Origin of the sequence: Acetobacterium sp. UBA5834 (assembly GCF_002435675.1) — a bacterium.
In the GTDB taxonomy this organism is placed as follows: domain Bacteria; phylum Bacillota; class Clostridia; order Eubacteriales; family Eubacteriaceae; genus Acetobacterium; species Acetobacterium wieringae.
The window spans coordinates 137240-159484 of the sequence record NZ_DJGY01000060.1; the positions used below are offsets into that span (position 1 = coordinate 137240).

Genomic DNA, 22245 nt, shown 5'->3' on the forward strand with positions numbered 1-22245 from the left:
AGCGTATCTCCCCATCTGGTGAGATACGCTTTTTACTGTTTATTTCCTAAAGTTCCATACCGTTTAAGATATCACGCAATTGAACCAGCTCATCAGCAGTCAACGTGATGCCCTTACGCATTTTTTCGTGATCTGCATTCCAATCCCGGATATCATACTTGGGGTCCCGTTCATTCCAGCTAACCAAATTCAGCTCTTTCTGCCAACCACTGGGCAACTCGCTGAGAACACCGATTTCTTCTACAACTTTGAATGTTATTGCTGCCATCTTAACCTCACCTTATAATAATTCATCAAGTTTACCGCTAAACTCAATTTCTTTAAGCTCTGAAAAACCACCAACAAATGTCTCCCCTATAAAGACAAAAGGCACCGTATAATGATTGGTCTGATCCTGTAATTGGCGCCGGGTCTGCACATCATTGTAAATATCAATTTCGGTGTACTTCAAACCCTTATCATCCAGAAGTTGTTTGGCGGCTCGACAATAGGGACAGTGGGCCCAAGTATATAATTTAATTTCTTTCATTTTTCAGGTCACCTTCCTTTTTAAAAATTTCTATTCCTCTTGAATTTTATCATATTATTTCATTTTAACCCTTATTTCCCAAGTGTCAACAAATAATTCTTAAATAATTGTAGAATTATTCAGTCAATTATCGTATTATTAATCTATTAACAATAAAAGGAGATTATCATGCAAAATGTAACGATCGTGGATCATCCACTTGTCATGCACAAATTAACCCACCTGAGAAAGATGGAAACACCGTCCCGGGAGTTTCGGGAACTGGTGAAAGAACTATCCAGCCTGATGGCCTGGGAGGTTACCAAGAATTTTCCGCTTAAAGAAATCGAGATTGAAACACCCATCTGCAAAACAACCCAAAAAGTACTGGCCGAAAAAGATGTGGTCATTGTCCCTATTCTACGGGCAGGTTTGGGCATGGTGGAAGGTTTTACCAACATCATCCCCAAGGCCAAAATCGGTCACATTGGTCTGTACCGTGATCCCGAAACGCTCCAGGCGGTGGAATACTACAAGAAACTGCCTTCTGATATTGCCGAACGAGAAGCCATAATTGTCGACCCGATGCTGGCCACCGGGGTTTCGGTCATCCATACCATTCGCCTATTAAAAGAAGCCAACTGCCCCAATATCAAGGTGGTTCATATTCTGGCCTGCCCGGAAGGGATCAAAGCCGTCACCACCGCTTATCCTGATATCCCGATTTTTTGCGCTGCCATCGATGATCACTTAAACGACCACGCTTACATTGTACCTGGTTTAGGTGATGCCGGTGACCGCCTTTTCGGTACCAAGTAAATTTTAAAATCATTTTTCAGGCAATAAGAAATCACACCAAGGCTTTTACTAATTGTCAGGAATCCAAACCCTGGAGGTTACCATGCAACAGTCACGATACAACTTATTTACCGCCATCGCGCTGATTGTTGGCGTCGTTATCGGTTCTGGTATATTTTTTCGAAGCGATAATATTCTGGTCGCCACCGGCGGCAATGTGTTTTTAGGTATTCTGGTCTTCGTCATTGCAGCCATCAGCATTGTCTTTGGTTGTTTAACCATTGCTGAACTGGCAGCCCGAACCGATCGTCCCGGCGGCGTTCTTTCCTACGCCAAGGAATTTATCAGCCCCAGCATGGGTTCTGCCTATGGCTGGTTCCAGACCTTTATATATTTACCCACCATCACCGCTATTCTGGCCTGGGTTTCCGGCATTTATTTCTGCATTCTCTTTAATGTCGAACAGACTCTGGAAGTTCAGATTCTGGTGGGGATCTGCTGTTTTTTGGTGCTTTATGCCACCAATATTCTGTCAGCCAAAATTGGCGGTCATTTTCAAAGTGCCGCCATGGTCATCAAACTGATTCCGTTGGTTATCATCGGCTTTGCCGGTCTGATCTTTGGCGGTACCGCAGACCATTTCACCAGTACAGCCATCTCTGAAATCGGCTCTACCAGTTGGATTGCGGCTATTGCCCCGATTGCCTTTTCATTTGACGGCTGGATTATATCCACTTCAGTGGCCTATGAAATAAAAAACAGCAAACGAAATCTGCCCCTGGCCCTGGTCATCAGTCCGATGATTATTCTGGTGCTTTACATTATTTATTTTGTGGGCATTTCAAATCTGGTGGGGCCGACCGAAATAATGAACAGTGGCGATGCCCATCTGGACTATGCTGCCAATATGATTTTGGGTCCCAGTGGCGCCAAAATCCTGATGCTCTTTGTGTTCATCTCGGTACTGGGAACCCTCAATGGCTTGGTCATGGCAATGATCCGGATGCCTTATGCCTTGGGTCTGGATCAAATGATCCCTAAAGCCAAAGCAATGACGAAGATTTCGTCTCACTTTGATTTTCCGGTCAATTCAGCTTTTTTTGCCCTAATCATTGTTGGATTCTGGTTGATGGTTCATTATTTTGCTCAGAAATATAAGCTGTTTCCGAATTCCGATATTTCCGAAATCGCCGTTGTCGCCAGCTATCTGTTGTACCTGGGCCTCTACTATAAAGTTTTTTCACTGTGGCGAAAAAAAGAAATCAAAAGCCTGTTCCGGGGCCTGATCTGTCCTCTTCTGGCTGCCATTGGCTCGTTGATCATTTTCTCCGGAGGCATTCAGAATCCGTTGTTTGGCCTTTATTTTGCCATTTGCGCCATTGTTTTTGGGGCTGGATACAGCTATTACCATTTTGCCGTCTTAAAAAAACAACTAAAAAAATAATGTTTTTTTGATTATTTGTGTTAATTAAAAAAATTTGGGTAAATAAAGAATATAGCTTTTCTCCTCAAAGCATATTATATTAGAAGCGGAACACCCTCACCGGGGTGTTCCGCTTCTCTTTTTGATAAAATTTCGATTTTTTTATGCTGCCATGATTTGTCCTGATCAAACGTAGATGATATTCACTTCTTTATTGATGCTCCGCAGCATATCTATCAGTTTTTGGGTCACCCGCCATTTTGTCGTCAGTTCCTCCGGAAAATCCGGGTTCTGATGGGCCGGATTAATCGAATTCCCCATGATTAAATCAATGGTGGTACATTCGTTCATTAAAATATTTGCCAGCATCGATGCGCCGTTTTTTTCCTGAAATATTTCCCGACCACAACGATTATTCATATAATCTTCACAGATCCGCAAGGTTTCCTGAAGGGTCAATACCCCCTCTGTTACCAGATCGATCCCTTTAATGGTAGCGATCGGCGGCACCCGATCCGACATGGTCGAAAAATCAACCTTGACCTCTTCGCCGAATTCCCGGGCCACAATATTGGCAGCGGTTCCGCCACAGACAATCTTCTTGCCCCGGGCCCGCTCCAGCAGCCGTTTAATCTCGGCATCCTTCTCCTGATCCAGCGGTGGCCCCGAAAAAATGGTGATATATTTTCGTTCTTCCACCTTAATAACGGCCACCGTGGTATCATCTCCCGGTTCTTCGCCATAAAGGTTGTAGCAAGTATCCACCAGTGCCATCGAAATGTCCTTGGCCTTTTTGTTTTCATAGGAGCGTGCCAGAACGTAATCCGCCGCTTCTTCCCATTGCCAACCAAAGTTTAACAAATGGCCAATCCCGGCATGAATCACACCATCACTGAAAAAGGCCATAATATCGCCTTTTTCGATTTCCATTGAGGTTTCATAAACCGATTTTCCCTGGAATTCAATTTCTTTTCGTTCCAGTTCGATAATCTCCCCATCCCGGATAAACACCAGTGGCGGGTTATCAAATTCCAGAATATAAGCCATCCGGTTTCTAAATACCTGCACAATCGTAAAGGTCGAGTAAGCCATATGGCGAACGCTGCATTTGGGTAGGGTTGCTTCCAGGGTTTCGAGCACATCCATAATCCCCATTTTTTCTTCCAGCATGGTGGCCGCAATGGTAGAGGTCAGGGTTGCCAGAATATTGGCTTTGACGCCGCTGCCCATGCCATCAGCCAGCACCACTATGACACTTTCATCATTGATCCGAACTTCCACATTATCGCCGCAAAGCTCTTCATGAACCTTGTTGACACTATCGCTGGCAATATCCATAAATAACGCCATTAAACTTCAACCTCCCGACTGGTTACCACTTTCTGGAGCTTGGTCAGGGTCACCTTGGTTTCAGCCGTGGTTTCACCCAGTAAGCCAGCAATTTCGTGGGCAACCCGCATTTGTTTGTCGATAACCCGTTGGGCCATTTTCAGGGTTTCTTCCTGAATTTTTTGCATGTCCTGCTCCTGCTTTTCCTGGCGGGTGATGTCAATAAATATTCCCATATACAGCTCCTGCTCGGGAATATAGGTCAAGATTTCCATAAAGGTGCGGTTTTCTCTTTCGTAGTGACCTTTGCCGGTATAGGTATTGCCCCGGTCATGATTGAGTTTTCTAAAGGGATTGTAATCCAGAGCGTCGACAAAATTGTAACGCATCACATCTTCCTTTTTCATATTAAAGAGGCGTTCCGCCGCAGCATTGAACTCGATAATCCGAAATTTTTTATCCAGCACCGCAATGGCGTTGGGGGTGGTGGTGATAATCAAATTCGAAATGGCTTCGGTCTTACTGGTGATCAGTGGCAGACACATATCCAATTCCGCCATATTCCAATAAACCGCCCGGGCCTTATCCCGACAGGTTTCATAACCACAGGTTCCGCAATTCAGTTCGTCCCGTTCCGTAAATTTGGACATCTGGTTGAGGATTTTTTCCAGCTCTTCGGTCGGTACCTCGCCCAGATGATGAACGGGCCGTTTATGAAATGAACGCCTGGTATCAACCGCTGGAATATCGGTGGAGGGTTCCTTTTTACTGTTTAAATCAATATAGGTCTGCAGCATCTCCACCTTTTCATATTTAGACAGCGGACTGTGAATATTACCCGGGCCATTGACACAGCCCTCCTCACAGGCGTTCATTTCGATCCAGTATTTTTTATCCAGCTGGTGAATCTCATCGAGAAACTCCATACAGTCCTTGACTCCATCAATACGCAAAATTTTCCGGCTGCCATCAAGGTTTTCGACACTGTTTTTAGCCAATCCGCCAGTAATCGGATAAAGCCGTCCGGTGTTGGTACCAATGGCATTAAATTCTTCCATCGGCATTTTATTGGGGATGATGTTTTCTTTTTTAATCCAGCTGTCAATTTCATCAAAGGTTAAAACCCCATCAATGATGCCCCGGACATCCTTGTCGTGTACCTCCATTTTCTTAGCCAGGCAGGAGCCAGCATAGACAATTTTGGCATTGGGGTATTTTTCACGAAGAATCTTGCCATGGGCAATCATCGGCGAGACTTGACGACTCAGCGATGAGAGATACTGAGGATAGTAAATCTCAATAAGGTTTTTGATCGCCGCACAGGATGACGAAATAATAAATTTCTTATCACTGCGATACTCATCGGCATAGGCTTTAGCCACCACCTCAGCGCCAATCGAGGTCTCCTCGATAATCGTGAAGCCCAGCTCCCGAAGAATTCCCAGATACTGGCGGGGATGATCCAGATAATAAGCCGTCGGAAATACCGCCGACAGACTTAGTACCACCTGCTCGGTTTTTAGCCATTGCTTGATGGTATCGACATCACTATGAATTTCCTTGGCGTTATGGGGACAGGTAGCAATACAGACCCCACAGCCAATACACATCGACTGAATAATCTGGGCATGTTTGTCCTTAAGCTTGATGGCTTTTACCGGGCACTTGCGAATACATTTATAACAATTACGGCATTTATTTTTTGAAAAATTGATAATACTCAATTATTTTCCCCCCATAATTTTCTCGAAGACTTCTTCCACATTGTCAACAGACACAGCATAGATGATCTCATCACATTCCACAGCCACACCCTCGGTGCATTTTCCCATACAAAACGATCCCACCAGTTCAACCTCATCCCCCAGCCCCCGCTGATCAATGATCTGGTTCATCGCTTTCACCACCTTATACGATCCATTTACATGACAGGCACTGCCAACACATACTCTTATTGTCTTCATCACATTTTCCTTTATCAAAATTTCTAGCTCAATCTGATTGATTCATGGTATCATCAGATTTTTTGTCTGTCAACGGCTGGGCAAAAATGTCATGGTAAAAGACATTTTACAAAATGAGATCAAAATAAGGATAAAAAAACGTACAGTTTTTGATCAATTTTTCGCTACACGCAGCACTTTTGTGCGCTTTTTTTAAGGGTCATTCCCGTTGCTGTGAATAAATGATCGGTTCCTGGGTATTTACTAACGCAAAGACACAATTCCACTGCAGGCTTGACTCAAACTATCTGATTTGATATAATAAAATCAATTAAATACGGTTTCATAGTGAAAACAAACAATCCGAATTGATGAACCTACGGTTTTCTATGGTTTATCAATCGTTAGAGTCTCGTTAGAAATGACGATGCTTTCCAGTGTGTAGAGGATGGTTAACGCAGAATTTTCGATTGTTTTTTGAGCAATCGATTATTTTTTTTGGATTCACTTCTCTTTATTGTCGTCTTTAGAGTATCTGCTCTTTTGATAAAATATTTTAGGAGGAAAAAAATGAAAAAGAAATTGTCACTATTGGTTATTGTTTTGTTTGTTTGCACCATTGCCCTCAGTACGCTGGGCTGTACTCCGGCAAAAAAAGACTTAGAGCCCGGCTCCAATGGAGAAATCATTCTGGCCACCACCACCAGCACCCAGGACAGCGGTTTGCTGGAAGAAATTCTGCCCGATTTTGAGGCCCAAACCGGAATTGCCGTCAAGGTTGTCGCCGTGGGCACCGGTAAAGCCATGGAAATGGGGAAAGCTGGTGAGGCTGATGTCCTTTTAGTACATGCCATCACCCAGGAGGAACAATTTATCAAAGACGGTTATGGGGTTGAACGTTTTGCCGTTATGCATAATGACTTTGTGGTGCTGGGACCAAAAGAAGACCCGGCCAAGGTCAAAACGACAGCTGCTGATAATGCAGTTAAAGCCTTTACCGCCATTGCCGCCGTGCCCGCAACCTTTGTCTCCCGGGATGATAAATCCGGCACCAATACCAAAGAACTGGAAATCTGGAAAGCTGCCAATATTACTCCAGCTGGTGACTGGTACATAAAAACCGGCACCGGGATGGGCGAAACCCTGACCGTCACCAATGAAAAACTGGGCTACACTCTGGCAGACCGGGCCACTTACGCCAACATGAAAGACACCATGGCTAATCTGGAAATCGTCTGCGAAGGTGATGAAATGCTTAATAACCCATATGGGGTTATTGCCGTCTCGCCAAGTATTAATGACCAGATCAATGCCGAAGGTGCCCAGGCGTTTGTGGATTGGATCGTATCTCCTGAAACTCAGGAACTGATCGCATCCTATAAAGTCAATGGCGATCAACTATTTGTTCCGGACGCTGTTAAAAAATAACAATCAATTGAGATCCTGGGAGATGTCATCTTCCAGGATCTCATTATGGAGAAATCAATGGACTACATACTCAATGGTTTTGTTGAAGCCTTTCGGCTGATTTTTTCCTTTGACCCTGAAATCATTCAAATTGTTCTCTTATCGCTTTTCGTCTCTTTTTCATCGACCCTTTACGGAACCTTGATTGGGGTGCCCCTTGGCATCATTCTGGGAATCAATAATTTTCGAGGCAAAAAAGTGGTATCCCGGTTGCTGTATACCTTTATGTCGTTTCCACCGGTTATCATCGGTTTGTTTACCGCCCTCTTTTTGGCCCGTTCGGGACCCTTCGGCCAGTTTCAGCTGATGTACACCCCTACCGCCATGATCATTGCCCAAACCATTCTGGTGACGCCGGTTATTATGGGCATCGTCTTTAACCATGCCAGCACCAGCGGCTACGAGGTGGTGCAAACCGGTAAAACATTGGGAGCCCAGGGACTTAATATCCTGATATTGCTGGTTCTGGAGCTAAAAGGGGTCATTATGATTGCCCTGGTAACCGGTTTTGGTCGGGCCATTTCGGAAGTTGGTGCCGTTATGATTGTTGGCGGCAATATCCGGGGCTTCACCCGGGTGATGACCACCTTTATCGCCATGAATAACAACATGGGCCAATACAGTGTTTCCATTGCCATGGGTCTGATTCTGATGACCATCTCGTTTATCACCAATTCTGTTTTATATCACTTTATCATGGGAGATCAGAATGAATATCAAGACTAGCCATATTGTTAAGACCTATAAACAAAAAAAAGTGCTTCATCTGGATGGCCAATATGGTGAGCTGTTTTTTGAGTCCGGCCAAATTCATGGTATTATTGGCCCCAACGGTTCCGGAAAAACGACCCTGATGAAAATAATGGCTGGCCTGATCACCCCCTCCTCTGGTACGGTGCGCTATAATGATCATCCCTTATGTCAGGATATTTTTTCCCAAATGACCTACTCCACCCATACCCCTACGCTTTTTTCGCGATCCGTCTATGAAAATATTGCCTACCCGTTAAAAATCCGCAACTATGAAAAAGACCGGCTCCATCAGACCGTGTCGCAATTGCTGGAAGAATTTGATATCAGTGAAATCAAAAATCAGAATGCCCGCCGCCTTTCCGGTGGCGAATCCCAAAAAACCGCATTGGCCCGGGCCCTGTCTTTTTCACCGCAGGTACTTTTTTTAGACGAACCGACTGCCAATATCGATCCCAAAAGCATCCAGCTCATTGAAGCCGCCCTTAAAAAACGAAATCGAGACCAGGGCCTGACCATTATCATCATCACCCATAATCTCAGCCAGGCCTTCCGGATCTGTACCCATTTGACTTTTCTCGATCAGGGCGCCTGTCTGTTTTCCGACACCCCGGAAAAAATCATGGCTTCCACCCACCCAACCATCGATGAATTTATCTCATTCAATCGATTTTAAGGTTTTATTTTCATAACTAAAGGCATATTAAACTTAAATTTCTTTTTATTCCTGTTTTTTATCTGAGCTGACGTGAAATTTTGATTGCAAAAACAGGGATCTTATAGGTATAATTATTACTTAGTCCTGACTTTATAACAGGTCATTATATTGGGAGGAAAGCCATGAGATATGTACCAACATTTTGCCTGCGTGAAGGAATGATGTTAGGAAATAATCTTTGGGGTGAACGGGGTGAGCTGATACTTGCCAAAGATACGGTTCTGACTGAAGATTATATCGAACGAATAAAAAAACTGAATTATAATGGCATCTATGTTGAAGACGATCTGACCAAAGACATTCAAATCATCAATATCATCAATGACCGGGTTCGCGCTGAAACCGTAAAATGTGTAAAAGACGTCTTTATTACCACCGAAAGTAAAGGTTCTTTGAAAAAGAATACCTTTAATGATATGCAAAAGCAGATTGAGTCCATTGTTGATGAGATTCTTCAAAACAGCCACATGGTTATCAACATGGTGGATTTGAAGGTTTTTGATGACTATACTTATTTCCATTCAGTGAATGTCGCTGTCCTTTCCATCGTTCTGGGAACCGCCCTGGGCTTACGCCGGGAACAATTATGCGATCTGGGTATCGGTGCAATTCTGCACGATATCGGCAAGGTTTTTGTCAAGAAAGATATTCTCTGTAAAGCCGGGGTACTTTCTGATGACGAATCCTGTGAAATGCAAAACCATTCCACCCTGGGTTATGATTATATCAAAAAAGTATCAAATATCAATTTGTCCGCCCGAATCGGGATTCTCGACCACCATGAAAAATTCGGTGGCGGTGGCTATCCCAATGACTTAAAAGAAGAGAAAATTTCGCTCTTTGGAAGGATCATCGCCATTGCCGATGTCTATGATGCCATGACCTCCGACCGCCCCTACCGTAAGGCCATCATTCCCTCGGAAGTCATCGAATACATTATGGGTGCCTCCCATACCCTTTTCGATCCGGATCTGGTTGATGTCTTTATCCGCAAGATTGCCCCCTATCCCATTGGCACCTGTGTGGAACTGAGTAACCGGTTGACTGGAATTATCATTGAGAATTATGAGAACTTTTCGATGCGACCCAAGGTTCGGATCTTTAAGAAAGACGGCGAAGATGTGACCCCTTTCGAACTCGATCTCAGTAACCGGGCCTTCCTGAATATTACCATTACCAGCATTCTATAGCTGTACCCAAACTGCACAACACCAACAGAGTCATGTTTCTGGCAACGGAGCATGACTCTGTTTTTTTCATTTAAAAATCCCGGTTGCCAATTCTAATTTCATTGCTATCCGCTTGATTACATGTTAGAATAAATTATTGTAATAGTGCTTATCCATAAGCAATGAATCGCTTAATCAACCCTGGGGAAAGCCTGGGGATTTTTTTGCTTAAATAGATGGTTTCGATACCACGGAGGATTTATGAATTGAAAAAAAATACCGAAAAGATTATACAAGTTAATAACCTGGTTAAACACTATGGGGATAAAACCATCATTGATGAAATTAATTTTTCCATCCGCCCCAATGAATTTCTGACCATCCTCGGCCCCAGCGGCTGTGGTAAAACCACCCTGCTGCGAATGATTGGGGGATTTGAAACCCCGGACTCTGGAGACATTCTTTTTGAAGGACGAACCCTGCTCAATATCCCGGCCAATAAACGGCCGATTAATACGGTTTTTCAGAAATATGCCCTGTTCCCCCATTTAAATGTCTATGACAACGTTGCCTTTGGACTAAAAATTCAAAAGAAATCCAAAGACGAAATCGATCGGCTGGTTCAAGAAATGCTGCGAATGGTTAATCTTCAGGGCCATGAACAACGGGATGTCAATTCCCTAAGTGGTGGTGAGCAACAACGGGTCGCCATTGCCCGGGCGCTGGTCAATCATCCCCAGGTGCTGCTGCTGGACGAGCCCCTGGGAGCCCTGGATCTCAAGCTGCGCAAAAATATGCAACTGGAGCTGAAAAATCTTCAGAAAAAAACCGGGATCACCTTTATTTACGTCACCCACGATCAGGAAGAAGCAATGACCATGTCCGATACCATCATCATTATGAACCGCGGCCGGATTCAGCAGATCGGCTCACCGGTGGACATATACAATGAACCCCGAAACGCCTTCGCCGCTGATTTTATTGGCGAAAGCAATATTCTCGAGGCAGTAATGCTTAAAGACTGTCTGGTTAAACTTCAGGAAGTGGCCATTCCCTGTGTCGATAAAGGCTTTGAGGAAAATGAAGCCGTGCTCACCGTCATCCGTCCGGAAGATATCGAAATTCTCCCCCCTGGCGTTGGCTTTCTTGATGGTTTCATTGAAACGGTGACCTTTTTGGGGATGCACTATGAAATTGTCCTGACCTGTCAGGGCATCAACTGGCTGATTCACACCACCCGGGAATTTTTCGCCGGAGACCCAATTAGCATCCAGGTTGACCCCAATAATATTCACATCATGAAAAAGGACAACGACCATGAAATCATTTAAGGAATACATCGCCTATCCCTATGGTCTGTGGATGCTGATTTTTATTGCGGTTCCGCTGTTGGTGGTGATCTGGTTCAGCTTTTTATCCAACCCGGATTTTAAGGCCGGGATCTACACCTTTACTTTGGAAAACTATCAGCAGTTTATGGATCCAGTGTATCTGGAATTATTATACCGCTCGTTTTTATATGCCGTCATTGCTACCCTGATCTGTTTTCTGATTGCCTATCCCCTGGGGACCCTGATCGTTTCGCTACCCGGTCATCGCCAAAATATGATGATTGTGTTGATGATCATTCCCATGTGGGTCAATTTTTTGCTGCGTACCTACGCTTGGATGGTACTGCTCAGCGGCAGCGGTTTGATCTCCCAATTTTTCGGCCTGCTGGGCTTCCGGGATGTCAGTCTGCTGTACACCCAATCAGCGGTGATTCTAGGGATGGTTTATAACTTCTTTCCTTATATGCTATTACCGATTTATACTTCCTTAAAAAAAATCGACCCGGATTTGTTACGGGCCGCCACCGATCTGGGGGCCAACCACTTCCAGATGTTTATGAAAATCAAATTACCGCTGAGTCTGCCTGGGATCGTTTCCGGCTGTATGATGGTCTTTATGCCAGCGGTCAGCACCTTTGTCATTTCCAACTTGTTGGGCGGCGGTAAATACATGCTGATTGGTAATCTCATTGAACAGCAGTTTTTAACCCTGAACAACTGGAACTTCGGCTCAGCAATATCAATGGTTCTGATGACGATAATCTTTCTGGTTCTCGGTATTGCCCGTTTAATTACCGGGAAAGAACTTGACACTGGAGGGCAGCTGCTATGAAAAGATTCTTTAAAAACCTGGCCTTTGGTCTGATCCTGCTGTTTTTATACGCCCCGATTCTAGTGCTGATTATTTATTCCTTCAACGATTCAAAAATCATGGGGCCCTGGGCTGGCTTTACCCTGAAATGGTATGTAATGCTTTTTCAGGATCGCTACATCCTCCAGGCCTTATATTATACCCTGATCATTGCCGTAGTAGCCACCACTGTTTCCACCCTTGTGGGAACAGTCTCAGCTCTGGGCATTTACCGGATGCGTTCTAAACTGAAACGCCCCTACCTGTTGCTCAATAACATTCCGGTGCTGGTACCGGATATTGTCATGGGGATCACCCTGATGTCGCTGTTTATTTTTATTGGCATGAAAATGGGCCTTACCACCATCATTATTGCCCACATCACCTTTTGTATTCCCTATGTGATCCTGGCGGTGCTGCCCCGGTTTAACCGGCTGCCGGAAAATATTTTCGAGGCCGCCCTGGATCTCGGTGCAACGCCTCGACAGGCTTTCTGGAAGGTACTGTTCCCGGAAATTCTACCCGGTGTGACCTCCGGCGCCCTGATCGCCTTTACCCTATCCATCGATGATTTCGTCATCAGTTTTTTTACCGCCGGCAACGGGGTCAGTAACCTGTCCATCACCATCTACTCCATGGCCAAGGCTGGCATCAACCCCAAAATCAATGCCTTGTCAACCATTATGTTCGGATGTATCATGGTCTTGTTAGTCCTAATCAACATCCGCAGTGAAAAAGGGATTAAAAATATTCAATAAAGCTTATGAGGAGAAAAGAATGAAAAAAATCGTATTAATTTTTGTCTTACTGTGTCTGCCCTTTCTGGCTGGTGGCTGCGGGTCTGATGATCGGGCCGAGCTGACGGTTTATAACTGGGGTGACTATATGGATCCGGAGGTGATCGCTCAGTTTGAAGAAGAATACAATTGCCGGGTCAATTATGAAACCTTTACCTCCAATGAAGACATGTATGTCAAGGTCAAAAACTCATCTGACACCTACGATGTCCTGGTGCCTTCTGATTATATGATTGAACGGTTGATCCAGGAAGAAATGCTCCGACCGATCACAAAAGACAATATCCCTAATCTGGCCAATATCGATGCTTCGGCCCAGAATCTGGCCTTTGACCCCGGCAATCAATACTCGGTACCTTATTTTTACGGGGTTCTGGGAATTGTTTATAACACGGCGCAAGTCACCGACCCGGTGGACAGCTGGAATCTGCTCTGGAACGACAAGTACGCTTCCAAAATTCTAATGTACGACAGCATCCGCGACAGTATGGGCGTCTCGTTGAAGCGATTGGGTTTCTCCATGAATGAAACCAGTGAAGCCAATATCAATGCCGCCCGGGATGCCCTGATTGCCCAGAAACCGCTGGTGATGGCTTATGTCACCGATAATGTCAAGAGCTTAATGGCCAGCGGTGATGCCGCCATGGCAGTGGTTTACTCCGGCGATGCGGCGATTATCATGAGTGAGACCGACAGTCTTGATTTTGCGGTTCCCAAGGAAGGTTCCAATGCCTTCTACGATAATTTTGTTATTCCCAAAAATGCCAAAAACCCGGAATTAGCCGAACAATTCATCAATTTTATGCTGACTCCGGAAATTGCCGCCAAAAATATTGAATATGTCGGTTACTCCTCACCCAACGCTCCGGCCCTGGCCCTACTGAATGCCAGCTGGTCTGAAAATGCCGGTTTTAACATCAGCAAAGAAGATCTGGCCCGCAGCGAAATCTTTAAAGATCTCCCCAATGATGTGATGGAGATTTACAACCGGGCCTGGACCGAGATAAACGTATCCAAATAATATAAAACAAAAGAACAACCTTTCCGGAGATTATTTTTCCGGGAGGGTTGTTCTTTTCTTGTGTTATTACGTTTTCACCCTTATTATTTCAATCGCTCATATGCCTTACCCACGGTGAGTCCCTGAAATACCGTGGTAAACAGCACAATGGCATAGGTGGCAATCAGAAAAATGCTGTAGGTATCCGCCGCCAGCGAAGTCCCCGTACCCATGACCAGTGCCAGACAAAGCCCTCCTTTTAAGCCAGCCCAGGTGAAAAATACCGTAAAACTGAATTTTGACATTTTTAATGGTAGATTTTTTACAAAGACCACATTTCCGAATACACCAGCGGTTCGGGCGATAGTATTGATTAATATTGAACCAATCAGAATGATCAAAATCCCCAGATTGGAGAATCCTTCGAGATTGCGGATATCCACAAACAAAAGCCCTACCAGTAAAAACAGAACCCCATTTAACAGGTTATCGATCACTCCCCAGAAATCATAAAACAGGTCATGGATTTCCTGGATTTCCTCATCCATCCCCCGTTTTTGCAAGCGGGCAATTCCGGTAGCGTAAAAGAGTCCGCAGATGACGGCCGCGATCGGCCCGGAAAAACCGAGATATTCGCAGATCAGATAAGCCGACATCACCGTTAGAATACTGGTAAAGATTTTAATATATCGGTTTTTGGTCTGTTTAAAGACCACTGACAACAACAGTGCAACGATCAGTCCAACCGCCACCGCCCCTAGAATATCGGCAAACAGCCCCCAGACAAAGCTGACCAGGGTCAGTTCGGTGCCGGTTTGTTCAAGAATACTCATCAGGGTGGCAAAAATTGCCACCGCTACCCCATCGTTAAACAGTGACTCGCCTTCAATAATCAAAGACAATCGGTGGGGCAGGCCCACCTTGCTGAGGATGCTCATGGCTGAAATGGGATCTGATGGCGACACAATCGATCCCAGAATCAAGGCCTCCAGAAAACTCATGTTTAGCTGAAATAAATAGGCCAATCCGTAAAAAAGACTGCCATAAATAAGAATTGATACCATCGTTCCAATGATTGCCATTCTACCAATTAAAAACTTATCCTCATCAAAGTCATTGAATTTAATCCGGGAGGCGCCGCTAAAAAGCATGAAACATAGAACCCCGTGAATCAGAAAATCATTGAAATTGAACTGCTTAACCAGATCCAGCAATTCTTCCGGCAATGTCAAGGCATGCAGCTGTTGAAGCAGGATCAGAATCAGACAAAAACCGAATCCAAAAACGACCAATCCAATTTCATAGGGTAGTTTGATTGTTTTTTCATTGATAAAGCTAAAGACCACCACCAAAAAAAGCACCACCGTAAATAGAATCAGCAGTTCATTAAAATTATACATCGATCTGTTATCCGTTAAACGCCTAAAATTTGTCGCTTCTTGGCCTCAAACTCCTGTTGCGTTAGGATTCCCTGATCACGAAGCTGACCCAGCTTGGCTAATTGAGCCAGTTGTTCGTCAAAATCCACATCCTGCTGGTAGCTTTGCTGCTGAGAAACCTGCTGCTGTTGATAGGCTTGTTGCTGTTGCTGAGCATAAGCCTGCTGATCTTTTTGGGCAAACCGCTGGGCCTGGCGACGACTGACATTATTTGATACGGCTGTGGCCGTTCCAGCCACAACGGCAGTTCTGGCTACTCCTCTTAATAATCCGGCCATTTAATTTTCCTCCTCTTCATCCAATTCGGCGGCGGCATCCGGATGGATTCGCCCTTCTGAAACCAGTTTTCCATTAGCATTAATCAGGGCCCGTTTAAGATCCTTTGCCCATAATTGTTCAATGATCAATAACCCGGCGGCGTTGTTGGGTGCCAGTACCTCACCAACTTCTTCGGTATCTTCCATGGAAATCAACCCCGCTTTTTCCCGGTGCAGAGCAGCAATGGATTGGGCCAGTTCACCATCCAGATTATTCAGTTCCAACGACACCACATTGCCGTTCTCATCTTTGAGAATCACCGCCAGATCAAGCACGTTGATTATTTTCTTGCTGACCGCATCGGTTAGGGCACTCAGCACCTCTCCTTTAAACTGGTTCCCTTCAAACTCCAGGACAATGTAATCAATTGGACCACGCATCTGTTTCTCCCTTCTGTATATCGTGATGATATACGACCCATGTTTAGATTTTGAATTCTTGTGTACTATTCGTTGTTTATTTACCCAAAATATTTTTAATTCAACAATTTAAAATATTTGTTTAGACATTTAAAATTGGGGAATCAATAAAAGAGAACTTATATCAGTTCACAGAAATTATTCTTACTAGGAGGTTTGAAAATGGAAAATGTTGTCGGTAATGTAACGAAAGGCCACAAAGGTCTGGGGATCGCCGCTTCAATTATTATGGTTTTACTGGGGATTGGGGTCTTTGTTGCACCGCAATTCTTTGTCAACATGATGATCTGGATCTTCGTTATTGGGTTAATGATTTATGGTGTTTTTATGATTTATGACTATGCCAAAAGTGAAATTAAAAATGGCTGGAGCCTGACTTCCGGAATCATGGCCGTAATTCTTGGTTTTCTGCTTATCTTTGCACCGGCTTTGGCCCGAGCTGAAACCTTCGGCTTTATGTTAGCTTTTATGACCTTGTTTACGGGCATCAATCAGATCACCGCTTCATCAGTGATGAAAAAACAGGGCGGTACTGGTACTGGCTGGCTGCTGGCAGCTGGGATTATCAACACCATTCTTGGCTTCTTCTTCCTCTTTAATCCCTACGTCATGCTTTTTGCCTTCTCAATCATTGCCGGTATTTATTTAATCGTCGGTGGAATTGCCCTATTTGCCTCCACCATGTCAAGCCATCCTGCAGAGCAATAAGTATTGTATCCAAAAACTGTTACTTTTTTGTATACGCTTTAAAAAAGATCTGAGCTCAGCGCCCAGATCTTTTTTTATTCTGTTTGATCAAGTCCCAAAAATCCCGGAACCGGAATGGCGCTACCAATCACAGCGCCAATCACCAGTGGAATAATCGCACTCAGGGGAAACATAATCAGCAATAATAAAATTACCGCCAATGGTTTTCGAAGGATTGCTCCGGTGAGACCAGAAGCAACCACAGCCACACAAAAAATGGGATCGATGGGTAGTAAAATCGCAAACGCATAGCCAATTGCTGCCCCGGAAAAAATTACCGGGAAAATATGGCCACCCCGCCAGCCCAGTTCCAAACAGATATTGGTGATCAGCAGTTTGACAATGGCAGTTACAAAGAGTAGCCCGACACCAATGCTTTCCCAGCCCGTCATCAGTCCCGTCATCTGGTGTTCTCCGGAAAACATGGTGTAGGGTAAAAATATCCCCACCCCGCCGAGAATCACACCGGCTACCACCGCTTTTACCACCACTTTATCTTTAAGCGGATGAATGGCTTTTTTGACAATGCTCTTAAAGATGAAATAAAGCATCCCCAACAGACTCCCTGCCAGAGCCAGGGGAATCACCAGTGTCCATTCATTGGTTCCCAGGGTTTTTATCTCCGGAAAATTTCCCAGACCCGGTCCGCCACCGATTGCATGGGACAATAACCGATATGCCCCCAGCCCACCAAGAATTCCCACAAAATACAATAAGATCTTGGTATTTTTTGGTATTTTTTTTACACTGCCGTCATCCTCAATCTGATTGACAAACCCAAATAAGGTTGAATTAAAAATGACGCCAATGGTGGCTGCCATCCCAATTTCGGCGATTTCATCCACTTCTGCCAGGGCAAATTTCAATTTGTCGGAAAACCAGAAGCATAAGCCCACAATAATCCCGGAAAGCCCGGCTTCCGGTCCCAGACTGCCACCGAAAACTAGAGGCAGTAGTGCCGCCATCCCAACAATATGGAGATTATTATAGGGAACCTTTTCTCCGCTTTTTACCTCCGCCATGATTTCCGAAAGTTCTCTGGGATAGGGGCCAAAGCGTTTTTCCCATAAGCCGACCAGCACCCCTCCCAGCGCACAAACCACCAACGGATAAGCAGTTAAATTTAGATTTTCCGGGATAACATGCCAGATAATTTCAATGCCATGATTTAATAAAAAGAGAATCAGCCAGGTGATCCCCCCAATGATTCCGCCTAAAAAACCTACAACCAGAATCATCACCAGGTTCTTTTTCAGCTCAAGCCACACGTTTCACCTCCTGATGCGTTCACGTCACAAAGCGCCCGCTTGTTACCCGTCGCCAATGACGTTATTAAAGTCATTATACCCTAATTTTACCCAAACTCGCAATCGCATCCATCGCGTTTTAAAATTAGAAGCACCACGGCTACAGCCGTTCGGTGCTGAATTGTACTCGATTCTTGCTAAATTCTTTGGCCTTGTATATGGCACTATCCGAATAGTTCAGCAGTTCTGCCGTGGTGATTCCATCCCGGGGGTAAAGTGCTATCCCGAAGCTGGCACTGATATTTAATTGCATATTCTCAATGACAAAGGTCTCCAGCAGTGCCGTGCGAATTTTCTCAACATACTCTAAAATTTCTATTTCCGTGAGATCACGTTGAATAATCAGCGTAAATTCATCGCCACCCAGACGTCCCAGCATGTCCTCCTGAAAAATAATCTTCTTTATTTTATCGGCAATGGCTTTTAGCAGCAAGTCCCCAATATAATGGCCTTTATAATCATTAATTTTTTTAAAATTATCCAGATCGATAAACACCACAGCAAACTGTGCCGCTTCTTCCTGATAGCGGTCAACCAGGGCATCAAGCTTACCAATCAGCATCTCACGGTTTGGCAGTCCGGTTAAAACATCGGTAAAGGCCAGATAATCAAGCCGCACCTCCCGCTGCTTCATCTTGCGGTTCAGTTCCTTCAACTTAACATTCTGTTGTAAGAATTCTTTTTCCGAATTGGCCAATTCGTCGTAGAGGGCACTGAGTTCCCTCTTTTGTTCGGTTATTTCACTTAATTTGGCATTGAAACTATGCTCATAAAAAGAAATAATACTGATCGTGATGATGGTACACAGGGGCACCACCACCCCCAGGATTGCCTCCAGATTCCCCCGGCCGATTACCACCCCGAAGAGTACCAGTAGCGAGGCTAAAATATTTATACCCACCGCAATCAAGTAGCCTTTATCCCGTACCGCGACCACCAGATAAACCGACACCATCACTTGAATTTGTGCGATAACTCCGGCGATATTACTTAAGGCTGAGAGCCGCACCTGAAGAAAAATAACGGTTATAAAGAGGATTACGCAAATCCCAATTTTAAGCCCCGAAAGCTTTTTATTTTCTGTCGCCGTTTTTTTCTTTTCCAGGTAATTTTTTTCCAGACGTGTCAGATTCTTGCTTTTTTCCATCGATTCCTCACTCATCTTTTTCATCTGATTCATCATGGGACACTTTCTGACCGTAGAAACGGCCAAACTTGACGACCATCCTTGCCATTTCATCCTCACCCAGAATCACCGGGGTGCCAATGGCCCGGGCTTTTACATAAACCTCGGCGCAATGCTCAATTTGTTCGGCAATGTTAAAGGCATTGAGAATATCTTTGCTGCCCGTCAATAAACCATGGTTGGCCATCAACACCGCAAAACGATCCTGCATCGCCTCAAAAGTTTTTTCTGCCAGTTCCCGGGTGCCAAAGGAGGCATAATCGGCGCAGCGCACATCCAAGCCCGAATAGGCCACCAGGTAACTGGACGCTGGCAGGGGCTGGCGCAGGGTTGCCAAAACGGTGGAATAAACTGAATGGGTATGAACCACCGCTGCAATGTCATCCCGCCTGACATAAAAGATCCGGTGCAGTTCATACTCACTGGAGGGCTTTCGGTTGCCATCAACAATATTCCCATCGAGATCCATCACCACCACATCGTCCGCCGCAGTTTCAAAATAATCGATACCACTGGGGCTGACTGCCATCAGGCCCCTTTCCCGATTTAAAATACTGATGTTGCCACCGGTTCCTTTGGTTAATCCGGCCGTAATCATCTTGCGGCAATACTTCACCACATCTTCCCGTTCTTTTTGTAAAAGCATTTTTCACCTTCTTGCTAAGATAACGTTTACTTAACCTGTAAAAAACAGATCTGTTTTATTGATTATTATTCATCTATTTTAACACAGACAAGTAAGCTAGACAATGTGTGGCGCATGATGTGTCAAAATTTTATACTAAAAGAAAAACTTTGCCGCAGTGTGATCTGCTCCAGCGGCAAAGTTTCTTGATTTTTGATTATAGTTTTGGGGCATTTGAGGTTACTGTTTAAAAGAGGGCTACCTAATGAGTTTCCGCATCACAAAATCCCCATATAGTTTACATAATTTTGTGGTTATCTCATCCTATTCGTAATAAATCTCGTCGATGGCACAGCCAGCCGGAACAATCGGGTAAACCCCTTCTTCGTTGGAGATCTTGACATGAACCAGTAAGGGTCCCGGTTGATCTTTGATTGCTTCCAGAGTCTGATTCAGTTCTTCCATGTTGGTGACCTTGTAACCAGGGATACCACTGGCAGCGGCCAGCATGATGTAGTCGGTGCATTGGACAATATCGGTTTGGGCATAACGTTTGTCGCTGAACAGCTTCTGCCATTGCCGGACCATCCCTAACGATTCGTTGTCAAACAGGAAAATTTTTAAGGGAATCTTATATTTGCTGACAGTGATCAGTTCCTGACAGTTCATCCGGAAACTGCCGTCCCCGGCCACCAGCAGTACATCGGCATCAGGGTTGGCCAGCTTAACGCCGATGGATGCCCCCAGGCCATAGCCCATGGTGCCTAAACCGCCGGAGGTAATAAACTGCGCCGGACGCTTGACATTCCAGTATTGGCCAACCCACATCTGATGCTGGCCCACTTCGGTGACCACAAAGGCTTCCGGGTAGGCGGCGTTGATGGTGTTGAGAATGTTCTTGGGGTGGTAATCCCCTTTTTCGGCACAGGGAATAACCCATTCTTTAATTCTTTTATACCACTCCGGATAGGTCTTTTCTTCAATGTCTTTGGTCAGCAGCGGCAGCACATCTTTGATATTGCCCTGAATCTGAATTTCAGCGGGGATATTTTTGGCAAACTCAGTGGGATCCACATCGATATGGATGATCGTTTTATTGCGGACAAAGGCATCGCAGTTACCGGTAACCCGGTCGCTGAAGCGGGCGCCGATGGCGATCAGCAGATCGGAATTGATAACCGCCAGATTGGTTTCCTGGAAGCCGTGCATCCCCACCATTCCCATCGACAGCTCGTGATCCCGGGGAATGCCCCCCAGGCCCATCAGCGAGTTGGCCACCGGAATCCCGGATTTTTCGGCAAAGGCAAGCAGTTCGACCTGGGCCTTGGATTTAAGCACCCCGCCACCGGCATAGATCATTGGTCGCTGGGCCTTGTTAATTGCGGTTACCGCTTCTAATATTTTTGATTCCTTGATGTCCGGATAGATCTGGCGCAGCTTGGGAATAAACATTTTCTGGTATTCGGTTTTGGCCAGGAAGATGTCCTTGGGAATATCGATTACAACCGGGCCAGGCCGTCCCGATTGAGCAATGACAAAAGCCTCCCGAATGGTGTCGGCCAGGTCTTCTACATTGGTAACCAGATAATTATGCTTGGTAATCTGCATGGTCACGCTGGTGATGTCAATTTCCTGGAAGGAATCCTTGCCCAGTAAAGGCGAAGCCACCTGTCCGGTGATGACAACCAGGGGCACCGAGTCCAGATAGGCATTGGCAATTCCGGTGATGGCATTGGTCGCACCAGGGCCAGAGGTGGTAATGGCGACCCCCACCGTATCACTGGTTCGGGCATAGCCATCAGCGGCGTGAACCCCATTTTGTTCGTGACAGGGGCCAATTTCAGTAATATCATGGTCGAGTCGGTAAAAGGCGTCAAATAATGGAATGACCACCCCGCCGGGGAATGAAAAGACATGTTTGATACCCTGTTCTTCCAGACAGCGGACGGTGATTTCCGACCCTAATAATAATTCTTTGTTATTCAAATCTTCACTTCCTTTCTGTTTTTGGTTGAGATTAATTAGTTTGTCGGGTCGCTTACGGGCGATCACGGATGACCAAGGGGTCAGACCCTCGCCCCTACAAACCGGGATTATCGTTAGTTATTTTTAATTTGATAA

Annotated in this window: 23 protein-coding genes and 1 riboswitch; of the genes, 11 read left to right on the forward strand and 12 right to left on the reverse strand. The window is 45.1% G+C overall.

The genetic code is table 11. The annotated features are described in order from the left end of the window. Positions 1 to 46: 46 nt before the first annotated feature. Positions 47 to 268: a YdbC family protein gene (locus tag B3F51_RS12190; RefSeq protein WP_070372782.1), complete on the reverse strand. Its 222-nt coding sequence runs from the start codon at positions 266 to 268 to the stop codon at positions 47 to 49. A gap of 12 nt (positions 269 to 280) precedes the next feature. Further along, positions 281 to 529 carry a glutaredoxin domain-containing protein gene (locus tag B3F51_RS12195; protein ID WP_286806998.1) on the reverse strand — a complete coding sequence of 83 codons (249 nt, stop codon included), beginning with the start codon at positions 527 to 529 and terminating at the stop codon, positions 281 to 283. 168 nt (positions 530 to 697) lie between these two features. Here B3F51_RS12195 and upp point away from each other — a divergent pair, with 168 nt between their 5' ends. Together upp and B3F51_RS12205 are read left to right on the forward strand one after the other, a co-directional pair. Further along, positions 698 to 1327 (forward strand): uracil phosphoribosyltransferase, encoded by a 630-nt coding sequence (upp, locus tag B3F51_RS12200; RefSeq protein ID WP_070372784.1) that lies wholly within the window; start codon positions 698 to 700, stop codon positions 1325 to 1327. A gap of 82 nt (positions 1328 to 1409) precedes the next feature. Beyond that, entirely contained in the window at positions 1410 to 2750 is a 1341-nt protein-coding gene (locus B3F51_RS12205; protein ID WP_250933148.1) for an APC family permease, read from the forward strand. Positions 2751 to 2915: 165 nt separating this feature from the next. Here the strand turns inward: B3F51_RS12205 and B3F51_RS12210 are convergent, their stop codons facing one another. The 3 genes from B3F51_RS12210 to B3F51_RS12220 are packed head-to-tail and all read right to left on the reverse strand — an operon-like array spanning position 2916 to position 6022. Beyond that, positions 2916 to 4079 (reverse strand): SpoIIE family protein phosphatase, encoded by a 1164-nt coding sequence (locus B3F51_RS12210; protein ID WP_070372786.1) that lies wholly within the window; start codon positions 4077 to 4079, stop codon positions 2916 to 2918. Continuing rightward, positions 4079 to 5782 carry a [Fe-Fe] hydrogenase large subunit C-terminal domain-containing protein gene (locus B3F51_RS12215; protein ID WP_148636252.1) on the reverse strand — a complete coding sequence of 568 codons (1704 nt, stop codon included), beginning with the start codon at positions 5780 to 5782 and terminating at the stop codon, positions 4079 to 4081. Before B3F51_RS12215 ends, B3F51_RS12210 begins: the two co-directional genes overlap by 1 nt. After that, positions 5783 to 6022, reverse strand: coding sequence for a (2Fe-2S) ferredoxin domain-containing protein (locus B3F51_RS12220; RefSeq protein WP_148636251.1), 240 nt, complete (start codon positions 6020 to 6022; stop codon positions 5783 to 5785). A 328-nt stretch (positions 6023 to 6350) separates the two neighbouring features. Next, a riboswitch (molybdenum cofactor riboswitch) is annotated at positions 6351 to 6467 on the forward strand. A 104-nt stretch (positions 6468 to 6571) separates the two neighbouring features. Here B3F51_RS12220 and B3F51_RS12225 point away from each other — a divergent pair. The 8 genes from B3F51_RS12225 (at position 6572) to B3F51_RS12260 (ending at position 14104) form a co-directional block, all read left to right on the forward strand. Beyond that, positions 6572 to 7429, forward strand: a complete 858-nt coding sequence (locus B3F51_RS12225; RefSeq protein ID WP_228882935.1) for a substrate-binding domain-containing protein — start codon at positions 6572 to 6574, stop codon at positions 7427 to 7429. A gap of 57 nt (positions 7430 to 7486) precedes the next feature. After that, positions 7487 to 8194 (forward strand): ABC transporter permease, encoded by a 708-nt coding sequence (locus tag B3F51_RS12230; protein ID WP_148636249.1) that lies wholly within the window; start codon positions 7487 to 7489, stop codon positions 8192 to 8194. Beyond that, positions 8178 to 8894, forward strand: coding sequence for an ABC transporter ATP-binding protein (locus tag B3F51_RS12235; protein WP_286807018.1), 717 nt, complete (start codon positions 8178 to 8180; stop codon positions 8892 to 8894). Before B3F51_RS12230 ends, B3F51_RS12235 begins: the two co-directional genes overlap by 17 nt. Positions 8895 to 9058: 164 nt before the next feature. Further along, positions 9059 to 10126: an HD-GYP domain-containing protein gene (locus B3F51_RS12240; RefSeq protein WP_148636247.1), complete on the forward strand. Its 1068-nt coding sequence runs from the start codon at positions 9059 to 9061 to the stop codon at positions 10124 to 10126. A gap of 245 nt (positions 10127 to 10371) precedes the next feature. After that, the gene (locus B3F51_RS12245; RefSeq protein ID WP_349680223.1) at positions 10372 to 11436 is read left to right on the forward strand and encodes an ABC transporter ATP-binding protein; all 1065 of its coding nucleotides are present in this window, start codon (positions 10372 to 10374) and stop codon (positions 11434 to 11436) included. Then, a complete protein-coding gene (locus B3F51_RS12250; protein ID WP_286947344.1) occupies positions 11423 to 12268 on the forward strand; it encodes an ABC transporter permease in 846 nt (281 codons plus the stop codon). Before B3F51_RS12245 ends, B3F51_RS12250 begins: the two co-directional genes overlap by 14 nt. Further along, positions 12265 to 13044, forward strand: coding sequence for an ABC transporter permease (locus B3F51_RS12255; RefSeq protein WP_286947346.1), 780 nt, complete (start codon positions 12265 to 12267; stop codon positions 13042 to 13044). The genes B3F51_RS12250 and B3F51_RS12255 overlap by 4 nt, the downstream gene beginning before the upstream one ends. 19 nt (positions 13045 to 13063) lie before the next feature. Continuing rightward, positions 13064 to 14104 carry an ABC transporter substrate-binding protein gene (locus B3F51_RS12260; RefSeq protein ID WP_286947349.1) on the forward strand — a complete coding sequence of 347 codons (1041 nt, stop codon included), beginning with the start codon at positions 13064 to 13066 and terminating at the stop codon, positions 14102 to 14104. An 83-nt stretch (positions 14105 to 14187) separates the two neighbouring features. Here the strand turns inward: B3F51_RS12260 and B3F51_RS12265 are convergent, their stop codons facing one another. From B3F51_RS12265 to B3F51_RS12275, 3 genes are read right to left on the reverse strand one after another with little or no spacing between them, the layout of a single operon-like run. After that, positions 14188 to 15483: a cation:proton antiporter gene (locus B3F51_RS12265; RefSeq protein WP_286947351.1), complete on the reverse strand. Its 1296-nt coding sequence runs from the start codon at positions 15481 to 15483 to the stop codon at positions 14188 to 14190. 14 nt (positions 15484 to 15497) lie between these two features. Continuing rightward, positions 15498 to 15800, reverse strand: coding sequence for an SHOCT domain-containing protein (locus B3F51_RS12270; protein WP_070372798.1), 303 nt, complete (start codon positions 15798 to 15800; stop codon positions 15498 to 15500). Next, positions 15801 to 16220 carry a DUF6325 family protein gene (locus tag B3F51_RS12275; RefSeq protein ID WP_070372799.1) on the reverse strand — a complete coding sequence of 140 codons (420 nt, stop codon included), beginning with the start codon at positions 16218 to 16220 and terminating at the stop codon, positions 15801 to 15803. Between the two features lie 201 nt (positions 16221 to 16421). On the opposite strand from B3F51_RS12275, the gene B3F51_RS12280 reads away from it, so the two are divergent. Next, complete coding sequence (locus B3F51_RS12280) at positions 16422 to 16967, forward strand: HdeD family acid-resistance protein (RefSeq protein WP_286947355.1); 546 nt, start codon at positions 16422 to 16424, stop codon at positions 16965 to 16967. 74 nt (positions 16968 to 17041) lie between these two features. On the opposite strand, the gene B3F51_RS12285 is transcribed toward B3F51_RS12280, so the two are convergent. The 4 genes from B3F51_RS12285 to ilvB all read right to left on the reverse strand — a co-directional run bounded on the left by B3F51_RS12285 (position 17042) and on the right by ilvB (position 22110). Next, positions 17042 to 18274: a chloride channel protein gene (locus B3F51_RS12285; protein WP_286947357.1), complete on the reverse strand. Its 1233-nt coding sequence runs from the start codon at positions 18272 to 18274 to the stop codon at positions 17042 to 17044. 139 nt (positions 18275 to 18413) lie between these two features. Then, complete coding sequence (locus B3F51_RS12290; protein ID WP_286947359.1) at positions 18414 to 19496, reverse strand: GGDEF domain-containing protein; 1083 nt, start codon at positions 19494 to 19496, stop codon at positions 18414 to 18416. After that, positions 19468 to 20145, reverse strand: a complete 678-nt coding sequence (locus B3F51_RS12295; RefSeq protein WP_286947361.1) for an L-fuculose-phosphate aldolase — start codon at positions 20143 to 20145, stop codon at positions 19468 to 19470. Before B3F51_RS12295 ends, B3F51_RS12290 begins: the two co-directional genes overlap by 29 nt. A 303-nt stretch (positions 20146 to 20448) precedes the next feature. Continuing rightward, a complete protein-coding gene (gene ilvB / locus B3F51_RS12300; protein ID WP_286947363.1) occupies positions 20449 to 22110 on the reverse strand; it encodes a biosynthetic-type acetolactate synthase large subunit in 1662 nt (553 codons plus the stop codon). Positions 22111 to 22245 lie beyond the last annotated feature (135 nt).